Origin of the sequence: Citrobacter sp. Cf072 (genome assembly GCF_030334485.1) — a bacterium.
Taxonomy (GTDB): domain Bacteria; phylum Pseudomonadota; class Gammaproteobacteria; order Enterobacterales; family Enterobacteriaceae; genus Citrobacter; species Citrobacter freundii.
Genome location: NZ_JAOWDX010000045.1, coordinates 862,748 through 886,968, shown reverse-complemented (window position 1 = coordinate 886,968; position 24,221 = coordinate 862,748). Strand labels below are relative to the sequence as shown.

At 48.0% G+C, this 24,221-nt stretch carries 18 protein-coding genes; 9 read left to right on the top strand and 9 right to left on the bottom strand.

Going from position 1 to position 24,221, the window contains the following annotated elements:
- The first annotated feature begins 181 nt into the window (after positions 1–181).
- The 4 genes from OGX66_RS16565 (at position 182) to OGX66_RS16550 (ending at position 6,427) form a co-directional block, all read left to right on the top strand.
- Positions 182–1,036 (top strand): MurR/RpiR family transcriptional regulator, encoded by an 855-nt coding sequence (locus tag OGX66_RS16565; protein ID WP_003839777.1) that lies wholly within the window; start codon positions 182–184, stop codon positions 1,034–1,036.
- A 244-nt stretch (positions 1,037–1,280) separates the two neighbouring features.
- Positions 1,281–1,847, top strand: a complete 567-nt coding sequence (locus tag OGX66_RS16560; protein ID WP_003839775.1) for a Slp family lipoprotein — start codon at positions 1,281–1,283, stop codon at positions 1,845–1,847.
- A 280-nt stretch (positions 1,848–2,127) separates the two neighbouring features.
- Complete coding sequence (locus tag OGX66_RS16555) at positions 2,128–3,282, top strand: efflux RND transporter periplasmic adaptor subunit (protein ID WP_121540390.1); 1,155 nt, start codon at positions 2,128–2,130, stop codon at positions 3,280–3,282.
- A 28-nt stretch (positions 3,283–3,310) separates the two neighbouring features.
- On the top strand, positions 3,311–6,427 hold the full coding sequence (locus tag OGX66_RS16550) for an efflux RND transporter permease subunit (protein ID WP_003839771.1): 3,117 nt from the start codon (positions 3,311–3,313) through the stop codon (positions 6,425–6,427).
- Positions 6,428–6,635: 208 nt separating this feature from the next.
- Here OGX66_RS16550 and OGX66_RS16545 read toward each other — a convergent pair whose 3' ends face one another.
- Both OGX66_RS16545 and OGX66_RS16540 read right to left on the bottom strand, forming a co-directional pair.
- Positions 6,636–6,983: an HdeA/HdeB family chaperone gene (locus OGX66_RS16545; RefSeq protein ID WP_008321512.1), complete on the bottom strand. Its 348-nt coding sequence runs from the start codon at positions 6,981–6,983 to the stop codon at positions 6,636–6,638.
- Positions 6,983–7,579: a DUF308 domain-containing protein gene (locus OGX66_RS16540; protein ID WP_044699615.1), complete on the bottom strand. Its 597-nt coding sequence runs from the start codon at positions 7,577–7,579 to the stop codon at positions 6,983–6,985. The genes OGX66_RS16545 and OGX66_RS16540 overlap by 1 nt, the downstream gene beginning before the upstream one ends.
- Before the next feature lie 281 nt (positions 7,580–7,860).
- Between OGX66_RS16540 and OGX66_RS16535 the strand changes: the two genes are divergently transcribed.
- Positions 7,861–8,493, top strand: coding sequence for a YfdX family protein (locus OGX66_RS16535; RefSeq protein WP_016150840.1), 633 nt, complete (start codon positions 7,861–7,863; stop codon positions 8,491–8,493).
- 74 nt (positions 8,494–8,567) lie between these two features.
- On the opposite strand, the gene OGX66_RS16530 is transcribed toward OGX66_RS16535, so the two are convergent.
- The 6 genes from OGX66_RS16530 to dpaL all read right to left on the bottom strand — a co-directional run bounded on the left by OGX66_RS16530 (position 8,568) and on the right by dpaL (position 18,355).
- Positions 8,568–11,810 carry an ATP-binding protein gene (locus tag OGX66_RS16530; protein ID WP_270921899.1) on the bottom strand — a complete coding sequence of 1,081 codons (3,243 nt, stop codon included), beginning with the start codon at positions 11,808–11,810 and terminating at the stop codon, positions 8,568–8,570.
- Positions 11,811–11,814: 4 nt separating this feature from the next.
- Positions 11,815–12,429 (bottom strand): acid-sensing system DNA-binding response regulator EvgA, encoded by a 615-nt coding sequence (gene evgA, locus OGX66_RS16525; RefSeq protein WP_003839762.1) that lies wholly within the window; start codon positions 12,427–12,429, stop codon positions 11,815–11,817.
- Positions 12,430–12,898: 469 nt separating this feature from the next.
- Positions 12,899–14,185 carry an MFS transporter gene (locus OGX66_RS16520; protein WP_003839760.1) on the bottom strand — a complete coding sequence of 429 codons (1,287 nt, stop codon included), beginning with the start codon at positions 14,183–14,185 and terminating at the stop codon, positions 12,899–12,901.
- A gap of 78 nt (positions 14,186–14,263) precedes the next feature.
- Positions 14,264–15,856, bottom strand: coding sequence for an N-acyl-D-amino-acid deacylase family protein (locus tag OGX66_RS16515; RefSeq protein WP_008321492.1), 1,593 nt, complete (start codon positions 15,854–15,856; stop codon positions 14,264–14,266).
- A 67-nt stretch (positions 15,857–15,923) separates the two neighbouring features.
- Positions 15,924–17,108, bottom strand: coding sequence for a YgeY family selenium metabolism-linked hydrolase (locus tag OGX66_RS16510; protein WP_003839756.1), 1,185 nt, complete (start codon positions 17,106–17,108; stop codon positions 15,924–15,926).
- A gap of 32 nt (positions 17,109–17,140) precedes the next feature.
- Entirely contained in the window at positions 17,141–18,355 is a 1,215-nt protein-coding gene (dpaL, locus tag OGX66_RS16505; RefSeq protein ID WP_270923115.1) for a diaminopropionate ammonia-lyase, read from the bottom strand.
- Positions 18,356–18,736: 381 nt separating this feature from the next.
- Between dpaL and OGX66_RS16500 the strand changes: the two genes are divergently transcribed.
- Entirely contained in the window at positions 18,737–20,485 is a 1,749-nt protein-coding gene (locus OGX66_RS16500) for a sigma-54 interaction domain-containing protein (RefSeq protein WP_008321488.1), read from the top strand.
- 78 nt (positions 20,486–20,563) lie between these two features.
- Here the strand turns inward: OGX66_RS16500 and OGX66_RS16495 are convergent, their stop codons facing one another.
- Complete coding sequence (locus OGX66_RS16495; protein ID WP_088903141.1) at positions 20,564–21,073, bottom strand: anti-virulence regulator CigR family protein; 510 nt, start codon at positions 21,071–21,073, stop codon at positions 20,564–20,566.
- Positions 21,074–21,331: 258 nt separating this feature from the next.
- Here OGX66_RS16495 and OGX66_RS16490 point away from each other — a divergent pair, with 258 nt between their 5' ends.
- The 3 genes from OGX66_RS16490 to galE all read left to right on the top strand — a co-directional run bounded on the left by OGX66_RS16490 (position 21,332) and on the right by galE (position 24,213).
- Positions 21,332–21,967 carry a carbonic anhydrase gene (locus OGX66_RS16490; protein ID WP_003037157.1) on the top strand — a complete coding sequence of 212 codons (636 nt, stop codon included), beginning with the start codon at positions 21,332–21,334 and terminating at the stop codon, positions 21,965–21,967.
- Positions 21,968–22,190: 223 nt separating this feature from the next.
- Complete coding sequence (locus tag OGX66_RS16485; RefSeq protein ID WP_044713272.1) at positions 22,191–23,129, top strand: glucosamine inositolphosphorylceramide transferase family protein; 939 nt, start codon at positions 22,191–22,193, stop codon at positions 23,127–23,129.
- 67 nt (positions 23,130–23,196) lie between these two features.
- Complete coding sequence (gene galE / locus OGX66_RS16480; protein WP_049002284.1) at positions 23,197–24,213, top strand: UDP-glucose 4-epimerase GalE; 1,017 nt, start codon at positions 23,197–23,199, stop codon at positions 24,211–24,213.
- Positions 24,214–24,221: the final 8 nt, after the last annotated feature.

Sequence of the window (24,221 nt, the reverse complement as noted above, 5' to 3'; positions counted from 1 at the left end):
TGATCAAGGATGGGTTTTTATGTTAACAAGCGGAATCGCATGATTAGCGTGCACTGGCAGAACGTTTCAGCGAACGGCAAACCTGAAGCTTTTGTTTCGTTTTTACAGCCAGATGAATGAGTGACATTTCAAAGACGCGGTTTTGCGTTTAGAATCATAAAACTATGTACCAGGAGGTAAAATGACAACAGCAACCAGCCTGAACGAGCTGCAGCAGCAAATCCGCGATCGCTACGATAGCCTGAGTAAGCGGCTGCAGCAGGTGTCCCGCTATGTGCTGGATAATACCAATAGCGTGGCCTTTGATACGGTTGCCGTCATTGCTGAACGTGCCGGAGTTCCACCCTCAACGCTGATCCGCTTCGCCAATGCCTTTGACTTCACCGGCTTCAACGAAATGAAACAGCTGTTTCGTATGAACCTGGTGGAGGAAACCGCCAGCTACAGCGACCGCGCGCGCATGTTCCGTGAGATGGAAAGCGAAGCCGTGCCGGAAACCCCACTCGATATCCTGCAGGAGTTCGCCCGTTCGAATACTCAAGCGCTCCAGCAGCTGGCAGCCCGTGCCGAACCTGAAATGCTGGAACGCGCCGTACAATTGCTGGCAGAAGCCGACACCATTTACATCGCCGGTCTACGTCGTTCGTTTAGCGTCGCCGCCTATCTCACCTACGCCCTGAGCCATCTTGAGTGTCGCCCTATTTTGCTCGACGGAATGGGCGGAATGCTGCGCGAGCAGATTAACCGCATTAAAGCGCGCGATATCGTGGTGTCGATAAGCTTCTCGCCTTATGCGGAAGAAACGGTGATGGTCAGCGAAACTGCGGCCAATGCCGGCGCGCGCCAGATCGTGATTACCGACAGCCAGATAAGCCCGCTGGCAACATTCAGCGATCTCTGCTTTGTGGTGAAAGAGGCGCAGGTCGACGCGTTTCGTTCCCAGTCAGCGACGCTGTGCCTGGTACAGTCACTGGTCGTGGCGCTGGCTTACCGGCTAGGTGACGGGAGTAATGAACGCGGTCATTCTGTCGGTTGATGAGCGCCGCGAAAATTGATGATCCGCTTTATTACATTCCCGCCAGCGTGACGTGAAATCGTGATGCCTGCAGTTACTTTTATGGTCGTTGAAAATATCGCCATCATTCAGCGACCAGATAAAATACAATCCGTTATTACCATGAGCTACAATTATATTAATTTTAGATAATCAACAATGCGTGTGCTGACAATAATACGCAAAGGTTTACTATAGCCCTGTCTTTTTTAAGCAGGAAAGTAAAATGAAAAATACAAAAGGGTTGATGATTATTGCCCTTGCTTTCACCCTGGCATCATGTGCCGCCATTCCTGAGAATATCAAAGGTAATAATCAACCCGATATCCAAAAAAACTTTATCTCCGTGCATAACCAGCCCGGTTTATATACCGGTCAGCAGGCCCGTTTTGGCGGTAAAGTCATCAATGTGATTAATACCAAAAAAGATACGTTGCTGGAAATCGCCGTTTTGCCACTGAACGACTCTGCTAAGCCACAAATTGACGCGAGCTATCAGGGACGTATTCTTGCCCAGCAGAAAGGTTTCCTCGATCCGGTAAACTACAGAAACCATTTCGTGACTATTTTGGGAACAATTCAAGGAGATGAGTCAGGTTTCATCAACAAAGTCCCGTACAACTTTGTTAAAGTTGATTTACAAGGTATCCAGGTTTGGCATTTAACTGAGTCTGTCAACACCACTTATAATATGTGGGATTATGGTTACGGTGCGTTCTGGCCAGAGCCGATGTGGGGAGCGCCTTACTACGCTAATACAGTAACTCAGGTAACTCCGGAGCTAGTGAAATAATCCCAGAGGTAAGATGGCGCGACTATATTCCGGAGTCAGGTGTTGGCAAACAACCCTTCTCATTACCCCGCGTTTATCTTATTGCGCCATCCTGCTTCATGAGATCCTTCGCTTAACATGCATTCTTCCTGTTACATATAATTTTTAACCGCTAATTCTTTAGCGAAGAAATGGGCTTTACCCTTCTCATGCCTGACCATCTTTTGTTATTTACCGACAACTCCCCCACCCTGCATGCAATAAAAGAACATTTGTGTTTACACATTATTCAGGGATTACTATGAACAGAAAATGCTTACTGTTGATACCATTATTCTTTAGTAGCGTCATCATCACCGCCTGCGATAATAAACCTGCAGTAAAAACCACCATGGAGCCCGAGGTCGGCGTTGTTACCTTAGCCCCCTCCTCAGTAAATATTAAAAGTGAACTTCCGGGTCGCGCGCTTGCGTTCGAGATCGCCGAAATCCGCCCTCAGGTTGGTGGGATCATCATAAAACGCAACTTTGTTGAAGGTGATAAAGTCAGCAAAGGAGAATCACTGTATCAAATTGATCCAGCCCCACTGCAGGCACGACTGGACTCAGCCAAAGGCGCGTTGGCAAAGGCACAGGCTACCGCCAATAATGTTCGTCTGACACTAAATCGGCAGTCAGCATTAATACAATCTAATTACGTCAGCCGCCAGGACTATGACACCACGCGTTCACAGCTTAATGAAGCGCAAGCCAATGTTGCCGTCGCTAAAGCGGATCTTGAACAAGCCACTATCAATCTTCGATACGCCAATGTTACCTCGCCCATTGATGGCATTAGCGGCAAATCTTCCGTGACCGTGGGTGCCCTGGTTACTGCCAATCAGGAAAACTCGCTGGTCACCGTTCAGAGATTAGATCCGATCTATGTTGATTTAACGCAGTCAGTACAGGACTTCTTACGCCTGAAAGAAGAGAAAGCTAACGGCAAAATTGCCCAGCAACAAGGCAGAATTCCGGTTGAGCTGATGCTGGAAAACGGCAAACCCTATCGCCATACCGGTACGCTTGAGTTTTCCGATCCCGCTGTTGATGAGACCACCGGTTCGGTAACCCTGCGCGCCGTATTTCCCAATCCTGAAGGTGAAATTTTACCCGGCATGTATGTCACTGCGTTGCTGGACGAAGGCAGTCAACAAAACGTGTTGATGGTCCCCCAGCAAGGAATTACGCACAACGAACAAGGAAAAGCCACCGCGCTGATCCTTGACCAGGAAAACGTAGTGCAACTGCGTGAAATAAACGCAGTGAAGGCCGTTGGTAATCAATGGTTAGTGACCGCGGGATTACGCCCCGGCGATCGGGTCATTGTGTCCGGATTACAAAGAATTCGTCCGGGAAGCAAAGCCCGGGTCCTCCCTTCAAAACTGAACACACCTGACACGGTAGCTGAACAGTAATATTTCAGGTATTAAGGACACTTTCTTTATGGCCAACTTTTTTATTGAGCGCCCGGTTTTCGCCTGGGTGCTCGCTATTATCATGATGTTTACGGGCGGTATCGCGATAATGAACCTGCCAGTCGCCCAATATCCACAAATTGCGCCCCCAACCATTACCATCAGCGCGGCCTACCCCGGGGCAGATGCAAAGACCGTTGAAGACTCCGTCACCCAGGTGATTGAACAGAATATGAATGGTCTTGATGGCCTGATGTATATGTCATCCACCAGCGATGCGGCAGGTAATGCCTCGATTATCCTGACCTTCAAAACGGGTACGTCACCCGATATTGCGCAGGTTCAGGTACAGAATAAACTGCAGCTGGCGATGCCTTCCTTGCCACAGGAAGTACAACAGCAAGGGATCAGCGTTGATAAATCCAGCAGCAATATCTTAATGGTCGCCGGTTTTATCTCTGATAATAACAGCCTGAGCCAATATGATATTGCCGACTATGTAGCCTCAAACATTAAAGATCCGCTAAGCCGCACTGCCGGGGTGGGGAGCGTGCAGTTATTCGGTTCGCAATACGCCATGCGCATCTGGTTGGATCCGCAAAAGCTCGACAAGTATAACCTCACTCCCGAGGACGTCATTACCCAGCTCAAAGTACAGAATAATCAGATATCTGGCGGGCAACTGGGGGGCATGCCTCAGTCAGCCGATCAGCAGTTAAATGCGTCGATAATCGTCCAGACGCGTCTGCAAACAACCGATGAATTTGGCAAGATCTTCCTTAAAGTTCAGCAAGATGGTTCTCAGGTTCTGCTGCGCGATGTCGCACGCATTGAGCTGGGTGCGGAAAATTATGCCACGGTTGCACGTTACAACGGCAAACCCGCCGCCGGGATTGCGATTAAACTTGCCGCAGGCGCCAATGCCCTTGAAACGTCCCAGGCTGTTAAACAAGAGCTGAACAGATTATCAGCCTGGTTTCCGGCCAGCATGAAAACCGTTTATCCCTATGACACCACGCCGTTTATCGAAATTTCGATTCAGGGTGTTTTTCATACTTTGATCGAGGCAATCATTCTGGTATTCCTCGTCATGTATCTGTTTTTGCAAAGTTTTCGTGCGACGCTTATCCCCACTATCGCCGTTCCGGTGGTTATCCTCGGCACCTTTGCCATTCTCGACGTCGCCGGTTTTTCGATTAATACGCTCACGATGTTTGGCATGGTGCTGGCGATAGGGTTGTTAGTCGATGATGCTATCGTGGTGGTTGAGAACGTAGAACGTATTATTGCTGAAGAGCACTTGTCTCCAAAAGCGGCAACGCATAAAGCAATGGGCCAGCTCCAGAGGGCGCTGGTTGGTATTGCCGTGGTGTTATCCGCCGTATTTATGCCGATGGCATTTATGAGCGGCGCAACAGGAGAAATTTTCCGTCAGTTTTCCATCACCTTGATCTCCTCCATGCTGCTGTCGGTGTTTGTGGCGATGAGCCTGACGCCAGCACTCTGCGCCATGCTGTTAAAAGCACATGATGACGAGCAGGCAAATACGCATTTTCTGTTTACCCGATTCAATCATTTCATGGAGAAATGCACTCAGCACTACACGGACAGCACCCGAAAACTGTTACGTTGCACGGGCCGTTACATGGTCGTTTACTTAGTCATTGGCGCGGGCATGATGGTGCTGTTTTTACGTACGCCGACCTCCTTTTTGCCTGAAGAAGACCAGGGGGTATTCATGACCACGGCGCAATTGCCCTCAGGTTCAACGATGGTGAACACCAGCAAAGTGCTCGGGGAAATAACGGACTACTACCTGACGAAAGAACAGAAAAACGTTGCTTCTGTTTTCACCGTCGGCGGATTTGGTTTCAGCGGTCAGGGACAAAACAATGGCCTGGCGTTTATCAGCCTGAAGCCGTGGTCAGAACGCGTTGGCGAAGAAAACTCGGTTACCGCCATTATTCGACGGGCAATGATGGCCTTAAGTACCATCAATAATGCTGTCGTTTATCCGTTCAATTTACCCGCGGTCGCGGAATTGGGCACCGCATCAGGGTTTGATATGGAGTTGCTGGATAACGGTAATCTTGGGCATGAAAAAATGATGCAGGCTCGAAACGAGCTTTTGGCTCTGGCCAACCAGTCCTCAGGTGAGGTCGACGGGGTGCGCCCAAACGGCCTGGAAGATACGCCGATGTTCCGCATTCACGTCGACGCCAAAAAAGCTGAAGCTATGGGCGTTGCGTTATCGGATATTAATCAGACCATCTCCACCGCGTTCGGTAGTCGCTATGTCAATGATTTCTTGAACCAGGGGCGCGTAAAAAAAGTGTATGTCCAGGCCGATACGCCGTTCCGTATGTTGCCGGACAATATCAATCACTGGTATGTACGTAATGCCTCTGGCGCGATGACCCCGCTTTCCGCCTACTCATCAACCGAGTGGACCTACGGCTCTCCACGCCTTGAACGCTATAATGGTCAGCCAGCAATGGAAATTCTGGGCCAGCCGGTAGAAGGGAAAAGCAGCGGTGATGCGATGAAATTTATGGCATCGCTGATTAATAAACTGCCCGCAGGCGTCGGTTATGCCTGGACCGGTCTGTCTTATCAGGAGGCGCTATCCACAAACCAGGCACCAATGCTGTACGGCATTTCGCTGATCGTCGTATTTCTGGCGCTGGCGGCGCTGTATGAAAGCTGGTCGATCCCTTTCTCGGTGATGCTGGTTGTGCCAATCGGGGTGGTCGGCGCGTTGCTGGCCACCGATCTGCGCGGCCTGAGCAATGATGTTTATTTCCAGGTCGGCCTACTCACCACGATGGGGCTATCGGCTAAAAATGCTATTTTGATCGTCGAGTTTGCCGTCGAGATTATGCAGAAAGAAGGGAAAACGCCGCTTGAGGCCGCGGTGGAAGCCGCGCAAATGCGCTTACGTCCTATTCTGATGACCTCACTGGCCTTCATCCTGGGGGTAATTCCACTAGCAATAAGCAACGGCGCGGGCTCTGGCGCGCAAAATGCCGTCGGTACGGGGGTTATCGGTGGGATGCTGGCCGCGACGGTACTGGCGATCTATTTTGTTCCAGTATTCTTTGTACTCGTTGAAAATACGTTAGCGCGATTTAAAGCCCGACGTTGATCCCCTGCCCTATCCCTGGGTTTAGATTATTAAATCCAGGGATGGGACTTCATTTGTCAGATCTACAGTTATTAGTGGGCACGGCTATCCAGCGAGTTTCTCGTGGATAGCAGGGTAAGCATTACGCGGACTTTTCTTGTAGGGGAACAACTGGGGCAGGTACAGAGGTTGTCAATTCTAACTAAAGCCAGGCTATCAAAACGGTTAATCAATAGTGCAGACCGGAACCTTTCAGATTTACAGCCAGTTCACCCAGTTTTGTATTCGGATGCTGATGACACATTTTAACCATTTTCGGTACAGCTTCCGTTTCCACCTCATGCAGGGGAACATAATCATCGCCTTTAAAGTCCGAATTTTTATTAACAATCACAAAGGCAATTGCCGTCTTGTATTGCTGACTCATATCAACGAATTCTTTACAGGTCATATCTTGTGGCGCAGCTTCCGTTGCCTGAGTAGCAAAAGCACGGGTCATTGGCGCCATAACAGAGGTCACAAGAATAGCTGCAGAAACCATCATTTTAATATTCACTATGCGCTCCAGAGGTAGCATTAATTTTTATCGGCGAGCTTATCAGTTTTTACCAGCGTCGCATTTCTACGCAGACTGATAAAAGCTAAAGAACTAAAGATCATCTCGACACCAATAAAAATTGAGGTAAATACATACGATCTGTCGGGATCCATATTCAGCCAGACGCCGGCAATAAGCAGGTCAAAAATACCAATAAAAATGTTCCATCCATAACCCGGACTGTGGAACAGTTTGACCCCAGATGCGATACGAAAAATACCACCCAGAATAAACAGGCAGCAAAATACCATTGCCAATGAATTCATGCCTATCACAGGATTCACCAGGAAACAGTAACCCAGCAGTAACCACGCGATAGCAAAAAAGGCATAGGTAAATTTGGCTTTCAATTGCTTTTTACTTGAGCTAAACAGGCTATAAATAGAATAAAAACCACATACCAGGAACATAAAGCCAGTTGCATAGCTTAAATAAACACCTGCAGCAATCGGATAAATCAAGCAGCAGATGCCACAAATCAACATCAACACCGCCATAATCGTCGCATGCTTTTTATAATGAACGAGTGTTTTTTCATTAAACGCTCTCAGGCTACGCTGATTAAAAACAAACATACATCCTCCGTTATACATAAACGCAATGTAACCTGTTGACACAAGAATTATTACTCACTCAACATATGTTACTTACAATGGAATGATAAGACTTCCGCTAAGGAAGCGTATATAAGAACAAGAGAATGTCGCTATGCGTATATTCCTACACATGTCAGACATCTGACACTTGTAAGATTAAACGGTCATTATTCTATCGTGGTTCTGATTTCGCTCTTTAACATTATTTAATATGCTTATTGCGTTTGGTGACATATACCAAATTTATTCAGGAGAAAGTAATGAAAAAGATTATTCTTGCGGGTGTGCTTGCAACCATGATGGGTTCAGCACCAGTGATGGCTGCTACTGCTACCACAACTACTCCGGCGCAAGCTACTACCGCAAATGTACAAAAAGAAGCTGCCGATATTATGCAGGTCGCAGTGCAAGGCGCAAATGCGATGCGTGATATTCAGCTTGCTCGTTTGGCCCTGTTTCATGGACAGCCTGACAGCGCTAAAAAACTAACCGATGACGCCGCTTCCCTGCTGGCAGGCGACAGCAAAGATTGGGCGAAATTTGTAAAAACTGCGCCTAAAGCCAAGATGATTGACGATCAGTACGTGGTTATTAACGCTACGATCGCGCTGTCAGAAGACTATATTGCCACTCCAGCCAAAGAATCCGCTATCAAAACAGCGAATGGCAAAATGGCCAAAGGCGACTGGAAAGGTGCAGTGGATACCCTGCAACTGGCTGGTATCAGCGTGCTTCAGACCCAATACCTGATGCCCCTGAATCAGACTCGTAAAGCCGTTACCAGCGCGCAAAAACTGCTGTCTTCCGGTAAATATTATGAAGCAAACCTTGTGTTAAAAGGTGCTGAAGAAGGTATTGTGATCGATAGCGAGATGATCGGCGCAGGCCAGTAATACTCAGCACTACGGAGTGTTGAACCAGGACTTTCTCTCCTGATCGGGCAGCTACGGCCACCCGATCAGGGGGATTAATGGCTAATCAGACTGTCTATCTCAATCTCAATTTCCCGCATAACAGCAATAATCTTCTGCAATGCCTCCTGGCGTACTGCCAGAGGAAGATCGTCATGCCGTCTGGATTCGAAAGGTTCGCACAGGTTTTGTAGCGCAGTGATGCCCAGAATTTGCGCCGAGCCATGCAACCGGTGAAGAGCGCGCAAAAACAGCTGAGGTTCATCTTGCAGAACAGCTTTCTCAGCCGCTTGTATATCATTCAGCGTTGCCTCGCGAAATGTCTCGAGAATCTCGTTCATAAGTGCGCGATCGCCGCCGGTATTCTCCGTCAACACATTGAATTTCAAATGCCGGATTGAACAAGGAGACGAATAACCGGTTTCGATTTTACTCAACTCATGTGTCAGTGTCTGAATCGACACAGGCTTGAACAGGCACAAATTCATACCATTTTGCAGGCATCGATCGCGTGACTGTGGAAGTGCGCTGGCCGTCAGTCCCCATATTTGTAAATTCGGCTGTTGACGACGTAGCGAAGCCGCGAGATCAAACCCGTCTTTTTTCGGCATATTTACATCGGTTATCAGCAGATCGTACGATTTTTTCGCCAGTTTGGCTTCTGCCTCCTCCCCATCACACGCTTCATCCACGTTGTAGCCAATGGCATTCAACTGTCGCTTGAGCAGCAGGCGATTGGTCGGGTTATCGTCTGCAATCAAAATAGACAGACACGGAAGCGGTAACAGAGTACCAGGCGCATCGCCATCCGGTACAATCGACTGTCGAGCCGTTTCAACCGGCAGCGTTATGGTAAACGTGGTTCCTTGCAACGGGACGCTCATCAACTCCAGCGTCCCACCCATCAGCGTCACCAGTTCTTTACAGATAAATAATCCCAGACCGGAACCGGTTTGTTGACGCCCGCAACGCCCCTGAGCGTAACGATGAAACAGCCCCGCCTGCTCCTCTTCACTAATCCCGCAACCGGTGTCGCTAATGGCAATGGTCAGGGTACCGTGATTCTCCCCGTCAGGCGACAAACGGGCCGTCACATGAATACTGCCCTGCTCGGTAAACTTCAACGCATTACCTACCAGGTTGGTGAGAATTTGCCGCAAAGCCTGCTGATCGACAAATACCCGTTCGTTTGCCGGCAACTGGCTAACGCAAGCCAGCGTAATGCCTTTCTGTCTGGCTAAAGCATCGAAAGAGTGGCACTGCAATTCAATGAGCTGCGAGAGATCCGTCCATTGAGGAACAACCTGGTATTTACCAGACTCAATCTTATCCAGATCCAGAATCTTACCGATCAGCCCAAGCAATGACTGGGCTGTCGCCCCGGTAAGGGCAATCGCCTCTTTTCGCTGTGCCGGGCTGAGTTCTGAACTCGACAGTAATTCCACAAAGCCAACAATCGAGCTTACCGGGGTACGTAATTCATGGCTCATACTCGCCAGAAAGCGACTTTTGGCCTTGGTTGCTTCAATCGCTTTATTCTTTTCGTTTTCCAGTTCTTGAGATAATGCCTCTTTGAGATGAAGCTGCTCTTCCAGTAGCCGCTGAGATAGTTTCCTTTTTTTTACCTCACGGGAGAGTGAGATCCCCCAGATCAGGCTGATCGCTATCAGCAGCAGGGCGAATACCCCCAGTTGATAGAACTGTTTGCTATATCGACTCCATAAATCAACCTGCGTATTGGAAATTTTCGACCACTTCTCCGTCATCTGCAAAATCTCACGTGGCGGTATGGCCTGTAGCGCTTTATCCATAACAGACTTCAACATAGGCTCGTGGGAAGAAATCGCAAAACTTACTGAGGCACCAGGCATATCTGGAAGCCTAAAAAAGTGCATATTTTTCTGATAGTAATGATCGACCATAAACCTTGCTGACAATTCGGTAGCAATTGCCGCATCAGCGCTGCCCTCCTTGACCATGGCCATCGCAACGCTGCCAGTATCAGCATTAACCCAGGTGGCCTGCGGATAACGTTGCTTCAGCTCGCTTTCCAGCACATGCCCGGCAGGTAGCGCAATACGTATCGGCTTCTCCAGTAGCGAGTCGGCGGTTTCCTCACGGGAAGTGATCATCACAAATGCCACATTCATCAGAGGATCGCTAAAGGTCGAATTGTGCGGGTTTTGATGAGTGAGCGTGATAGTGGGATACATATCCCACTGTTCGCCGCTTATTTGCTTTGTCTGCTCACTTTTAGAGTTAGCTAAAATGGGTTCAAAATCGAGCCCCGTTTGCAGATGAATAATATTCAGTAAATCGCCAAGAATACCGCGTAATTCACCGCTGCGATCGACCAGCGTATAGGGCGGGTAATCTGGGTTGATTAAAATGCGGATAACATGCTTTTTCTTCAACCACGCTTTTTCCTGAGCGGTGAAAGGTATAGGTGCATTCAGATAAGCAAGGTTGCCGCGGTTAAGCCAGTTCTGCATGACTTGCATATGAATTTCATTACTGATTGACGTAATGAAACCATCAAGAATATTTCTTAATACCGGCTGATCTTCGTTAACGACAAAATAATTATATTGTTCTTGCTTATCAAAGTAGTGCGTAATAACCAGTGATTGTGAGAAGTATCGAGAGATGCAATGGCTGCTGGTGATATTGTTACCAATATAATATTGGTTATCACCATTCACTACCGAGGCCATGGCCTGATACTCGTCGTCATAAAATGAGACTTTAGCCTCAGGAAAAGCCCCCTGGATAACATCGAGAAAAGGGCAATCCCGCACGCACGCGACGCTAACCTGATGGTTCGTGGTCAGCGGCAGCATAGTGTTTTTTAGTGATGTTACAAGCGTCGGCCACGTCGTCAGCAATACCGAAGTACGCAACAAATTTCCGCCCACATCCTGGCGTCGGGACAGTTGGGTTATCAGCGTATCAACATCGTTATTGGCGAGCGCGGCCAGCGCCTCTTGCTCATTATCATACTGCTTTATAATGATTTTCAGATTGAGGTTCTTTTGCATTAACGCAAGGTAATCTGCGTTGACTCCCCGATAATATTCGCCGCTATTTTGATAAACAATGGGGGAGACTTCAGGTAACCAGGTACCAACAACCAAGGTTTTTTTATGCGCTAACCAGTTTGTTTCTTCCCTGTCCAAGCTGATATTTTGTACTGAAGTATTATAGTTACTTTTTAGCTCAACTTGCCGAGCTGAGCTTACACCCGTAGACAACCCGATGGTAAATATGACCATCAAAAAAATAAACAAGCGTTCCAGCATTACTCTATCCTATTTTATTTCTCTGCGCATAATCATAGATTTCCATTAATGATGAACAATCTAATTTTTCCATCAACCGGCTTTTATAGGTACTCACCGTTTTATTACTGATATTCATTTTGCTGGCAATTGAGCTGTAATCCATGCCATTAAGGATATAACGCAATACTCTCATTTCCTGATTCGACAACGTATCAAGCTTATCCTGCTCGCTGACGGATGAACCAGTAAAATGCTCAAGGGAAAAGGGAAAATAGCTATAGCCATTTTTTGCTGCTTCGATTGCGGCAAGAATATTATTCATACCTTCTTTTTTACTCACAAATCCGTTGGCACCGTATTCGGCGCTACGTTTGCCGTAAAAAAATTCATTTTTGGCTGAAATGATAATGATTACACCAGCATAGTGCCGCTTTCTCAGTTGCTCCAGCACTTCGATGCCACTGATACCGGGAATATCTACATCGATAATCAACAGCTCCGGCTTAGTTTTTTCAACGGTTTGAACCACTTGATCTCCGCTGTCGAGTTCGGTGGTCACAGCGATACCATTAGTATCGAGTAAGTTGCGGATGGCAATGCGTGCCAATGGGTGATCGTCAACGATTATCGCGTTCATTGCGTATAAGAATCCCGATAAATAAAGAGAGGCGATGGCTATAGAGCAGGCGAGCCTTCAACATTATAATTTCTGAAAATAAGGCTTTATCAGGTAAATCCTAACATATTCACGCGTATATTTTATTCATTTTTTATAAAAAATGCAGAACAAGGTATAAACGCAACACTGTAATTTACAAATTTTAAACCTTGAGCCTATCTAAATATCAAACCATTAACACAACATAAAAGGAATATTCCTACACACGTAGGACAAATCTCTCATTTATTATGATTTATTCTTAATGCTTTGGGACATATAACCGGGATATTGTTCATCAGAACTGCGAGGGGGATATGCGAATAGCTATCTAAAAATAAATTTCATACCAGGTCAAATATGGAGAACAAGAGTACAAACCTGCTGAATTTAGAGAGAAACTCCCTGCAGCTCTGGAGCAGCAGTGCCACAGGGAGGCAGCGATTAATCAGGCTTTACTGGGCAATGCCCCTACTGCATGCGAGCTTTTGACTGTCAGTGTAACGACGGCAGAACACAACAGTGCGGCAATCATAAAGATAAAGGCGCTGTTATAGCTTCCGCCGCTACTTTGGATCAACCAGCCGATGATGGGCGCTGATACAACCCCTGCCATCTGGCCGCCAAAGTTAACAATACCGGATGCCCGCCCCATTATGTTGCTGGGAATGGTATCCATCAGAATACCCCAGAACGTTGCCATAGCGAAAAACATGAACAAGGCTGAAATACACTGATAAACCACCGCCATATCTGCACTGCTCACGCTGAAGGTCAGATACAGGAAACCCGCGGCAATAACAGAGGTTACGACATACAGCGTTTTACGCTGGGGTTTGAATTTGTCTGAGCAATAACCACCTAATAATGTTCCGCCAGCCCCGAACAGGAAGGGAATGGCCGCCATGACACCGGTCTTTGCCAGAGAAAACTCTCGTACGGTAATCAGGTAGCTTGGCAGCCAGGTTGAAAAACCCCAGAAGGTGATATCAAACAAAAACCAGATACTGGCCATTTGCCAGAGCACCGGCATTTTGAGTACGTCTTTAAACGCGATAGCACTGGTGTTTTGCAGGCTCCCCTGGTCGTCAGCAGCCAGCTCCGCCAGGTCTTGTTGCGTAATGGCAGGGTGATCTTTCGGGTTGTCACGCGTAAATAAGTAGATACCTGCGGCGATAAACAGACCGGGAATACCCAGCACGATAAAAACCATGTGCCAGCCAAATGCCCCGATGATGCTTGCCGCCACGACTACCGCCAGCGCTGGGCCTAAGGTGTTTACCGTTGACTGAATCGCCGTGGCGCGGCCACGTTCTTTCGATGGGAAATAAGTTGATATCATCTTCCATGAGGCCGACGGGAAACATCCCTCACCGATACCAAAGAAGAAACGTACTGCTAACATCAGCGGCAGCGTCAGCACAGCGCCGGTTAAGCTGGTGAACACAGACCACCATGCAATACCAATGGCCATGATTTTTCGCGAGCCAAACTTATCCGCCAGTAATCCACCGGGAATTTGAAACGCGGCATAACCAATAAAAAAGGCGCTAATAATTAAACCTTGTTGAGTCGTATCAAGATTTAAATCTTTGCCAATATAAGGGAGTGAAACGCTCATCACCATTCTGTCGAGAAAAGAGAGCAGCCACGCCAGCCAGATCAGTGTCAGGACGGTATATCTTGCTTTCCAGGTCTTGGGTTTACCTGAAGGTAAAGACGTTTGTAGGTTCATTGTGATGTCCTTAGGGTGTAGTGATCTACCGCGGCCATAAATAGTCGCGATAGATCCATGCGTGTTTAGCGTTATTTATTAATATTGTTTTCTAATAACCGTACCGCTACAGGCATAACTTTCCGTGCCATTGATTAAGGCAATGCGCCCATTAACCATGACAATTTCAATCCCTTCCGGGTACTGATTGGGTTCAACAAAAGTGCCTTTATCCGCAATTGTGTTCGGATCGAACATCACGATATCCGCTGCATAACCGACCTTCAGCAGTCCGCGATCCTGCAAACCCAATACTTCAGCAGGTTTCCCCGTCATCTTGCGGATTGCCGCTTCCCAGCTCAGACATCCCTCTTCACGAACATATTTACCGAGCACGCGAGGGAATGCGCCAAACACGCGCGGGTGCGGTTTGCCAGCCCCCATCAAGCCATCGGTACAGACGTTTTGTTCAGGTCGACAGAGAAACTTAATCACGTGCTCTTCGGTACCGTAGAAGTCGACCATCCCCACGGCGTTTTCCTCTTCAAAGAGCAGATCGAAGGTGGCGTTGTACGGATCTTTTCCACGCAGCTCGCCCAACTGGACGAGGTTCAAACCGACAGCATCCTGATTTTTTGCCGTTTTCACGCTGGTGACAAAAATCTGGTCCAAACCGGCAAAATCGATAAAGTTATCCCAGCCAGGAATACCCTGCTGAATATCGTCAATCATTTTGGCGCGCAGTTCGGGCGAGGCGAGACGCTCAAGTAATTTGTCCGTACCACCGGAGTGAACCCAGGGCGGCAGGATCACGCCGAGCATCGTGCTGCCCGCCACATACGGATACTGGTCGAAAGAGATACGAATCCCCTTTTCCTGCGCCTGTTCCAGCATGCCCAGCATTTGGTCGATCAGCCCCCAGTTTTTCTTGCCGCAAACCTTCATATGCGAAATATGCAGCCAGACGCCGGTGGCTGTGGCTATATCAATCAGTTCCTGGGTTGAGTTGATAATATCGTCAGCTTCACTGCGCTGATGCACCACAAAAATCCCGTCATATTTCGCCGTGACCTTACACAGTTCAATCATTTCGGCAGTATCACCAAAGGCGCAAGGCATATAGATAAGACCAGTGGAAAGTCCAAATGCCCCGGCTTTTAACTCCCGCTCAAGGACCTCACACATCTTCGCCACATCTTCACGGGTCGAAGGACGCCCATCCAGACCCATCGCTTCCATGCGCACGTTGCCATGAGGAACTAAATACGCGAGGTTTGTCGCCGGATGACGCGATGCCAGCAGATTGAGATAACCGTCTGTATTTTTATATTTCCAGTCAATTTTGTCGGTGTCACCGTCCAGTCCGGCGATATTTTTACGCCAGGCTGGAATATATTCTTCCGGTAGCGGCGCTAAGGCGACGCCATCCTGGCCCAACAGTTCGGTGGTGATACCCTGACGAATTTTTGCCGACAGAGCGGGGTTAATAATGGCTGACAGGTCAGAGTGCGTATGGGTATCAATAAAGCCAGGGCAAATTATTTTTCCTGTTGCATCAATAACCTGCTCATTAACGCCAACCTCAATTTGGCCGATTGCGACAATACGTCCTTCATCAACCATCACATCGGCAATTCTGCCTTCACTGCCCGTCCCATCAATTACATTTCCGTTTTTGAAAATGGTTTTCATCGTTATTCTCCATGGCGGTGCTGCTGAGCTACACCGCCTGTAAGGTAAGAGGTGGTTATCTTTATTTTTATTGGCGATAGAGTGTCTGGATAATGCTGTAATAGCCGCTGGCCGAGCCGGTTAATTGCTCGATCTCGATATACTCATCAATGGTGTGTGCCAGGTTTTCTCGTGAAGGACCGAAGCCGATGGTTTTGATTCCCGCTTCGCCCGCATAGTGGCTACCGTTGGTACAAAATGAGTACTGCGTAATGGTTGGATTAAAGCCAGCCTCACGAACGCCCGCCAACGCTGCCTGCACGAATTCGTCGGACTCGTCGTACACCCAGCCTGGGAAGAACCGCTCTCCCTCAATCGTGGCGCCGGTATAGCAAGACTCCTGACCCACCGCGTAGGACACTCGGGCCTTAAACTGCGGATCCTGAGCAATAAGTTCCGCAAGCGCATTTTCCAGCGGAGCAATCACGCTTTCTTTGGTTTCACCCACCAGCAAACGGCGATCGTAGGTTGCGCGACAGTAATCCGGTACCACCGAGGCCCCCGGGTACGGCGAAGATTTAATGTCGGTCAGTTCCAGAATGCCTGGCCCCAGAACCGGATGCGTTGGCGGCGTAATCGTGCGAATTTTGTCGATCAATTGCGCCATTTTGTACACCGCGTTAATCCCCGCCTGCGGGTTAGCGGAGTGCGCGGGTTTACCAAAGGTTTCGACCACAATTTCAGCGCGGCCACGTTGACCAATTTTCAGGTTTAACTCGGAAGCTTCACCGATGATCACGTAGTCTGGCTTATAGCGCTCGCTGACCAGGCGAGCGGCAATACCTTCAAAACACTCTTCATGCACGATGCACGCAACGTAGATTTTACCGGCAAAATTTCGCTGATTGTCCTGACCGAAAAAGCCCACGGCGGAGATCATCGCCGCCACGGCACCTTTCATGTCAGTTGTGCCGCGACCATAAATTTTGCCATCTTCAATATCGCCGCCGTATGGGTTGCGGGACCACTTCTCTTCGTTCACCGGCACGGTATCGATATGTCCATCGAGAACCAACGTTTTCCCTGGCTGGTTGCCGACAATACCGCCAACAATGTTGCCGTACTTATCAACGTGGATGTCATCGAATTGGTAATGCTGCATCATTGTTTTTATGGCATTAACCACTTCACCTTCCTGACCGGAATAACTTTTTTGTTGGATCAGCGCCTGACAGTTTTTAATGACTTCTTCAATGCGGTTTGCAGATAACATGGGTTTCTCCGTTATATCTCTTAATCAGGGAATTATTTGTTGATGCCCGGGTACTGTCCGCCCCAGACAATATCCAGATATTGTTGCGGGTCGGTATCCCCTTCGGTGCTGACTAACAGCACGCGAGAGTGCGCATCCAGCCCCAGTTGCTCACGCGTTTGCGCCAGTTCAGGTGAGGTCATCAACAGCGCCAGCAGACCGGTAGTAACCGCACCTGACTCACCCGAAATAATCTGTGGATCGCCTGCCAGCGGGTTGCCCAACATGCGCATGCCTAACGCTGCAACTTCATCCGGGCAGGAAGCAAATGCGTTGGCATAGTCGCGCAGCAGTTTCCAGCCGATACTGTTCGCCTCACCGCAGGCGAGACCGGCCATCACGGTTTGTAAATCACCGCCCACCGCAATGGCATCCCCCTCTTTCGAACGGGCTGAGCGGTAGAGGCAATCGGCAATTAACGCTTCGGCGACGATCACTTTCGGGCGATTCTCACCCCAGGCTGCCGTCACCATTCCCTGAACCATGCCGGCAAACGAGCCGACGCCTGCCTGCACAAAAATGTGAGTCGGCGCAACCTGATGCAGCTGATCTATCGCCTCCAGCATCAGCGTGCCGTAGCCCTGCATAATCCACTGCGGGATCTTTTCGTATCCTTCCCAGGCGGTATCCTGCACGACAATCCAGCCATACTTTTCGGCCTGCTCTGCGGTCATACGAACCGCATCGTCATAGTTCATATCGACGATCTCAGCGGTAGCGCCTTCGTTACGGATAGAGGTCAGACGTTGCGGCGAAGAGCCCTTTGGCATATAAACCACGGCGTTTTGCTTCAGTTGGCGCGCCATCCATGCCACGCCGCGACCGTGGTTGCCATCAGTGGTGGTAGCAAACGTGACAGTTTGCAGATCGTGACGAACCTCTTCGCTGGTCATCACGTCAAACGGCAGTTCACTGATATCCTTACCAACCAATTCAGCGATATGGCACGCCATCGCATAGGAGCCACCCAGCGCTTTGAAGGCTTTCAGGCCAAAACGCTGAGATTCATCTTTGAGGTAGATATTTTTTACGCCCAGTTTTTGTGCAAGCGCCGGTAGCGTATACAGCGGCGTCGGCGCGTAGCCCGGAATAGACCGATGAAAATTCAACGCTTTTACCAGTTCCTGGCGGCTAAACGGTGCCAGCGGCGCGTTCGGATGTTCGGTAAACGGTGTCTGGTTGATAAAAAATGATAAGTTTTCCTGCATCATAAAACCTCATTGTCCTGGTATTTCATTCCCTGTAATCGGTGCAATACAGAGATATTTCCGTTATCGGTATTGGCAATAGAGCAAAATACTTACCAGCTTTTTATGAATTGAGTAAATTCTTATAAATATTTTAATAAAGGATTTAATTTCAATAAATTAAATGAAATTTGAAATTGACAACCGAAAATATCAATGCCTCAGTTTATCGCCTCGTTTTGATAAATTCTCATCATTGATAAATAGTGTGATCGCGGAAGATAAAATAAGAAAAACATTCAAAAACAGCGTGGTAGATTGATTTTTCGCAAATCATTTTTGCATTATTTCGCCTATTTATCATTTTCCTTGAGAAATGTGACACACCGTCGGAGAAGTACCATGATTTCAGTACTCAGCAATATTCAGGATGATATATGCAATTACGCCGATGCTATTTCTGGCATAACGGGCACGGACGTTGAAATCATTGATGAATCTTTAATGCGCATCGCGGGTACCGGGAAATACCGGCATATGCTCAATGAGAACGTGGCCAAAAATGGCTACATTTATCATCACGTATTGCAGGTGCGAGAAACGGTACTGATCAAAAACCCCGGCGAGCATCCGCTGTGTCAGTTATGTGAAAAACACCACTACTGTTCTGAAATGCTGGATTTGAACGCACCTATTTTTCTCAATAATCGCGTGATTGGCGTGATCGGGATTATTTGCTCAACCCAGGCACAGCGTGACACGTTACTGAGCCAGATTGATAAATTTGTCACCTTTATTGAGCAAATCGCCGTAATGATCTCCAGTAAGGTCTTTGAATGCCTGGAACGCTTACGCGCACAGGAAACGCTTGGCGCATTTCGGCGTCTGATCGATGCCATGGACCGCGGCGTGGTGGCGATTGATGGCAAGGGTCTTATCTGGCATGCCAATCATTCAGCCGATCGCATCCTCAACCGCGAGGTTCAGGGATTACCTCTGACCATTGAAACAACCGGGGACAGCCTGTATGGCGATGAAGAAGCGTGGCTGACGCTTGAAGGTCAGAAACATCATGTACTGTGCAAACAAATTTCGCTCTCCTCGCAGGATAACGATCGCTTAACCATGGTTATCTTTCGTGATGCACACGACTACCTGAGTAACCTTACTCCATCCCCTTATGAGTCCGACATACAGGTACGACTAATTGGTCACTCTCCCTCAATGGAACAGCTCAGAAGTACCATAGGTAAAATCGCCAACAGTTACGCCAGCGTGCTCATCACCGGGGAAAGTGGCTCGGGGAAAGAGGTCGTGGCATTTGCCATTCACCAGAGCAGTCCACGTAAAGCCGCGCCTTTCGTAACAATCAACTGCGCAGCTATCCCAGAACAACTGCTGGAAAGCGAACTGTTTGGTTATGTTCGCGGCGCATTCAGCGGGGCCGATCCCAAAGGGCGAATGGGGAAATTTGAACTGGCCAACGGCGGCAGCCTGTTTCTGGATGAGATTGGCGATATGCCACTGCACCTGCAGGCCAAGCTGCTCAGGGTATTGCAGGAAAAGGCGATCACCCGCGTTGGCTCTAATAACACCATCAATATTGATGTGCGCATTATTGCTGCAACTAACAAAAACATTAACGCGATGGTGGAAAATAATCAGTTTCGTGAAGATCTTTTCTATCGCCTGAACGTGGTCCCTCTGGTACTTCCTTCCCTGCGTGAACGCCGGGCTGATATTGCGGTCCTCGCACAGTATTTTGCCGATGAGTTTTCGGTCAGTTACCAGCGACCACCGCAAAAACTGCCTGATGACGTTATTAATCGCCTTTATGCCTGGCACTGGCCGGGTAACATTCGTGAATTACGCAACGTGATCGAATACATTTTTGTGATGCGCGGAGAAGCCGCTGGGATCAACGCCAGCCATCTTCCCCCTTACCTGCTTACCGCCGCTGACGGTAGAAAAACGACGATGACCGCGCAACCCCGACAGCTTGCCAGCAAAGGAAAACAAGCGGAAAGGGAGGCTATCGAAAACGTCATCCAGCGATTCGGCTCAAGCGTTGAGGGGAAAAAGCAAGCCGCGACAGAACTGGGGATCAGCATTGCCACGCTCTATAGAAAAATAAAACTGTACGGACTGTAAGCTTTCCTTATTAACTGAGAAGCCCGCACAACGCGGGCTTCTCATCGGTAGAACAGAGCACATTAAGCCCGAAAATACTTAATCAAACACACCATTAATTACCGCGGTGACAATCGCCGTACTCAGTGCAATCAACACCAGATTGTCGCCCACAACCTGCCATTCATAACCTGGATAATACGGCAATTGGTTCAGCATAGAGGATGGAACACTTTTCTTAGCGATCCCCGGAGGAAGCGGCTTTCCTCGCGCCAGATTTTTGGCGATACCCGGAGGCAGTGACTTATAGCCCGTCAAACCATATCTGACGGCATACTGTCTGGCCACGTTATAGCTGATGTCACTATCAACATGGTCCGGCTTACCATAATTTTTACGTTGTTCTGCCTGCGAATTGCCTTTCTGGCTATTGCCCTTATTCCCGCTATTACCATGATTGCTACTATTTCCATGGTTGCCACTATTTCCATGGTTGCCACTATTACCATTGCCGTTGCCATTACCGGGGTTGGCCAATACTGGGGTGGCGCACATCGTCATCGCGACAACGGCGACTAAAGCTGTTGCTAAAGCACGAAGTCTGGACATGATGATTCCTTAAAATGTGGATACATATAAAAATGTACGGTATCGCGTGAATGCTGGCTATCGCTACAACTCCGATTTATTGGCAAAAAAGGGAAAGCACATAGCACACATCACGCTATTCGCCTCGCCGCGGTGGAGAAAAGTTAGCCAAAGATGTTGCAGAACTGCTATAAAGTCTTTCTCTTCTGTCGGCTGGTGTTAAACTGGAAAGTGTGATCTTCATCATAACCTGCTTAAACAGAGAAAAGAGACACTGCTATGCAACATATCATTGAGGGCTTCCTCAACTTCCAAAAAGAGATTTTCCCTCAACGCAAGGAACTCTTTCGCAGCCTGGCATCCAGCCAAAATCCTAAAGCGCTTTTCATCTCCTGTTCCGATAGCCGCCTGGTGCCAGAACTCGTTACTCAGCAAGATCCCGGACAGCTTTTCGTTATCCGCAACGCCGGTAATATCGTCCCCTCTTTCGGCCCGGAACCGGGTGGCGTATCCGCAACCATCGAATACGCGGTTGTGGCACTTGGAGTGACGGATATCGTCATCTGCGGACACTCCAACTGCGGCGCGATGAAAGCCATCGCCGATAGCCAGCCTCTGGATCCGATGCCTGCTGTGGCTCACTGGCTGCACTATGCCGATGCCGCGAAAGCCGTGGTCGAGAAAAAAACCTGGGCTAACCCAATCGATAAAGTTAACGCCATGGTGGAAGAGAACGTTATCGCGCAGCTCAACAACATTAAAACGCATCCTTGTGTCGCGGTTGGACTGAGAAATAATGCTCTTCGTCTGCACGGCTGGGTATATGACATCGAAAGCGGTGAAATCCGTACCCTGGATAAAAACAGCAAAACCTACGTTTCCCTTGCTGAAAACCCGCAAGTGCATTTCGAGTAATTCCTCCACTGGAGCAAGGATGCTCTGGATAATTTTTACCTACTTTGGTGCTATGGACAAAAAACATCCTTGTCACTAACATTAAAATAACCGCAGGTGTTACCACGCGGTTTTCGCACATTCATACAACATTGCGACATTGCGACATTGCGACAAGTCTCATGAGCTGCCCCGCAAGTAGCTGTTCATACATGGTGCAAGCGATAAAAAGGAGCAGGTACGAATGCAAGCGAAAATAAAAAGAATAATAAACATGTTATTCTATCATGAGTCGTGGGATATCATGATTATTAAGGATCATGGTACACACTTATTTCCTGATAACACGCTGGAAATATTGAATAAATCTGCTGCGCAGCAGTTAAAAAAGAAATATACGTTTCAGGCCGATCCTTTTCTTATTGAAAAAGACGACAAACTGTATGTTTTTTATGAAGCTTTTAGCTTCCGCAACTCGAAAGGCACGCTCCGCTGCCGCATTCTTGATCGTGAACTAACTGAAATTGATGATGTGAAACTTGAAGGATTTGACGACCTGAGGTGTCATTTGTCATTTCCTTTCCTGATTAATATCAACAATCAACTCTTCATGATCCCGGAATCATCAGAAAGAAAAGAAGTGCTCCTGTTCCAGTCGGTAGAGTTTCCTGCGCGCTGGAAGAAAATTAAAGTTCTACTCTCTGACACCGAAGTCACAGATAACATTTTTCTTTCAATAAATGAGACTTGCTATCTTTTGTCGACCACCATGGATAATAAAATAATTATTCATTCCGCAGAGCATCTTCATGGTCAGTGGCAGCGGATCACCCCTACATTAAAGGTGAGTAATCATCATCATCGAGGAGCTGGTACCCCTTATCTTGTCGATAATAAAATGTACTTCCTCACCCAGGAATGCACGCCCGAAACTTATGGAAAATCTATCTATATCAAAGAACTAGTTACACTTAACGATATTAACTTTGATGAGAATCTGATCGAACAAATCAATTCATCGATCAACCACAGTGACGGTGTTCATACGCTGAATTTCTCAAATAATTACATTGCTTATGATACAAAAATCAATAAGTTCAGTCTGTTGGCTATCTTAAAAAAACTATCATATAAATTTATGGTAAAATACAGAAACATCTACCTTTCCCGGCAACACAACTGATTCACTGGATTCTCAGGTGACATTGGTAGAAAATTGGTCGGGTTTCTAGCATTTTTCTGGAGTCTGTATGGCAATTCTTGTCACAGGTGGTGCAGGTTATATTGGTTCACATACTGTTTTATCACTACTGGAAAGAGGCGATGATGTCGTTGTCATCGATAATCTGGCAAATGCGAGTCGGATATCGCTGGACAGGGTCGCGGAACTTACCGGAAAGGAACCCATTGTCTATATCGCCGATGTTCTCGACAGACAGGCCTTAAAAAACATTTTTACCAACCATCACATCACCGATGTCATTCATTTTGCAGGGCTCAAATCGGTTTCCGAGTCGATAAAAGAACCTCTTGCCTACTATGAAAACAACGTCACCGGAACGCTGGTTTTACTGGATGAGATGCTGGCCGCAGGCGTTAATCGTTTCATTTTTAGCTCATCAGCTACGGTATACGGTAATCCGGAAAGCGTGCCGTTGAGCGAGCAATCACGCACGGGCGGTACCACCAATCCCTACGGCACCTCTAAATTAATGGTCGAACAGATTCTGGCCGATTTCTCACGTGCGCAACCTGATTTCCGCATTACCTGCCTGCGCTATTTCAACCCGGTCGGCGCCCATCCATCGGGTCGCATTGGTGAAGATCCTAACGGTATCCCAAACAACCTGGTGCCATACATCTCCCAGGTCGCGATTGGTAAGCTTAAAACCGTATCGGTGTATGGTAATGACTATCCAACCCCTGACGGAACCGGCGTGCGTGATTATATTCACGTCATGGATCTGGCGACTGGTCATTTAGCCGCGCTTGATTGCCAGAACAAAGGCGCTGCCTACAAGGTGATTAATCTCGGTACCGGGGTCGGTTATTCCGTGATTAATTTGATTGAGGCGTTTGAGAAAGCGGCGCAGACCAAAATTCATTATCAGTTTGTCGCCAGAAGACCCGGAGACATTGCCGAATGTTGGTCTGACCCGTCACTGGCATACAAAGAGCTCGGTTGGAAGGCGGTCTACAATCTTGATGAAATGATGCGTGACACCTGGAACTGGCAAAAAAATAACCCGAATGGTTATCAAATTTAATGTTCACA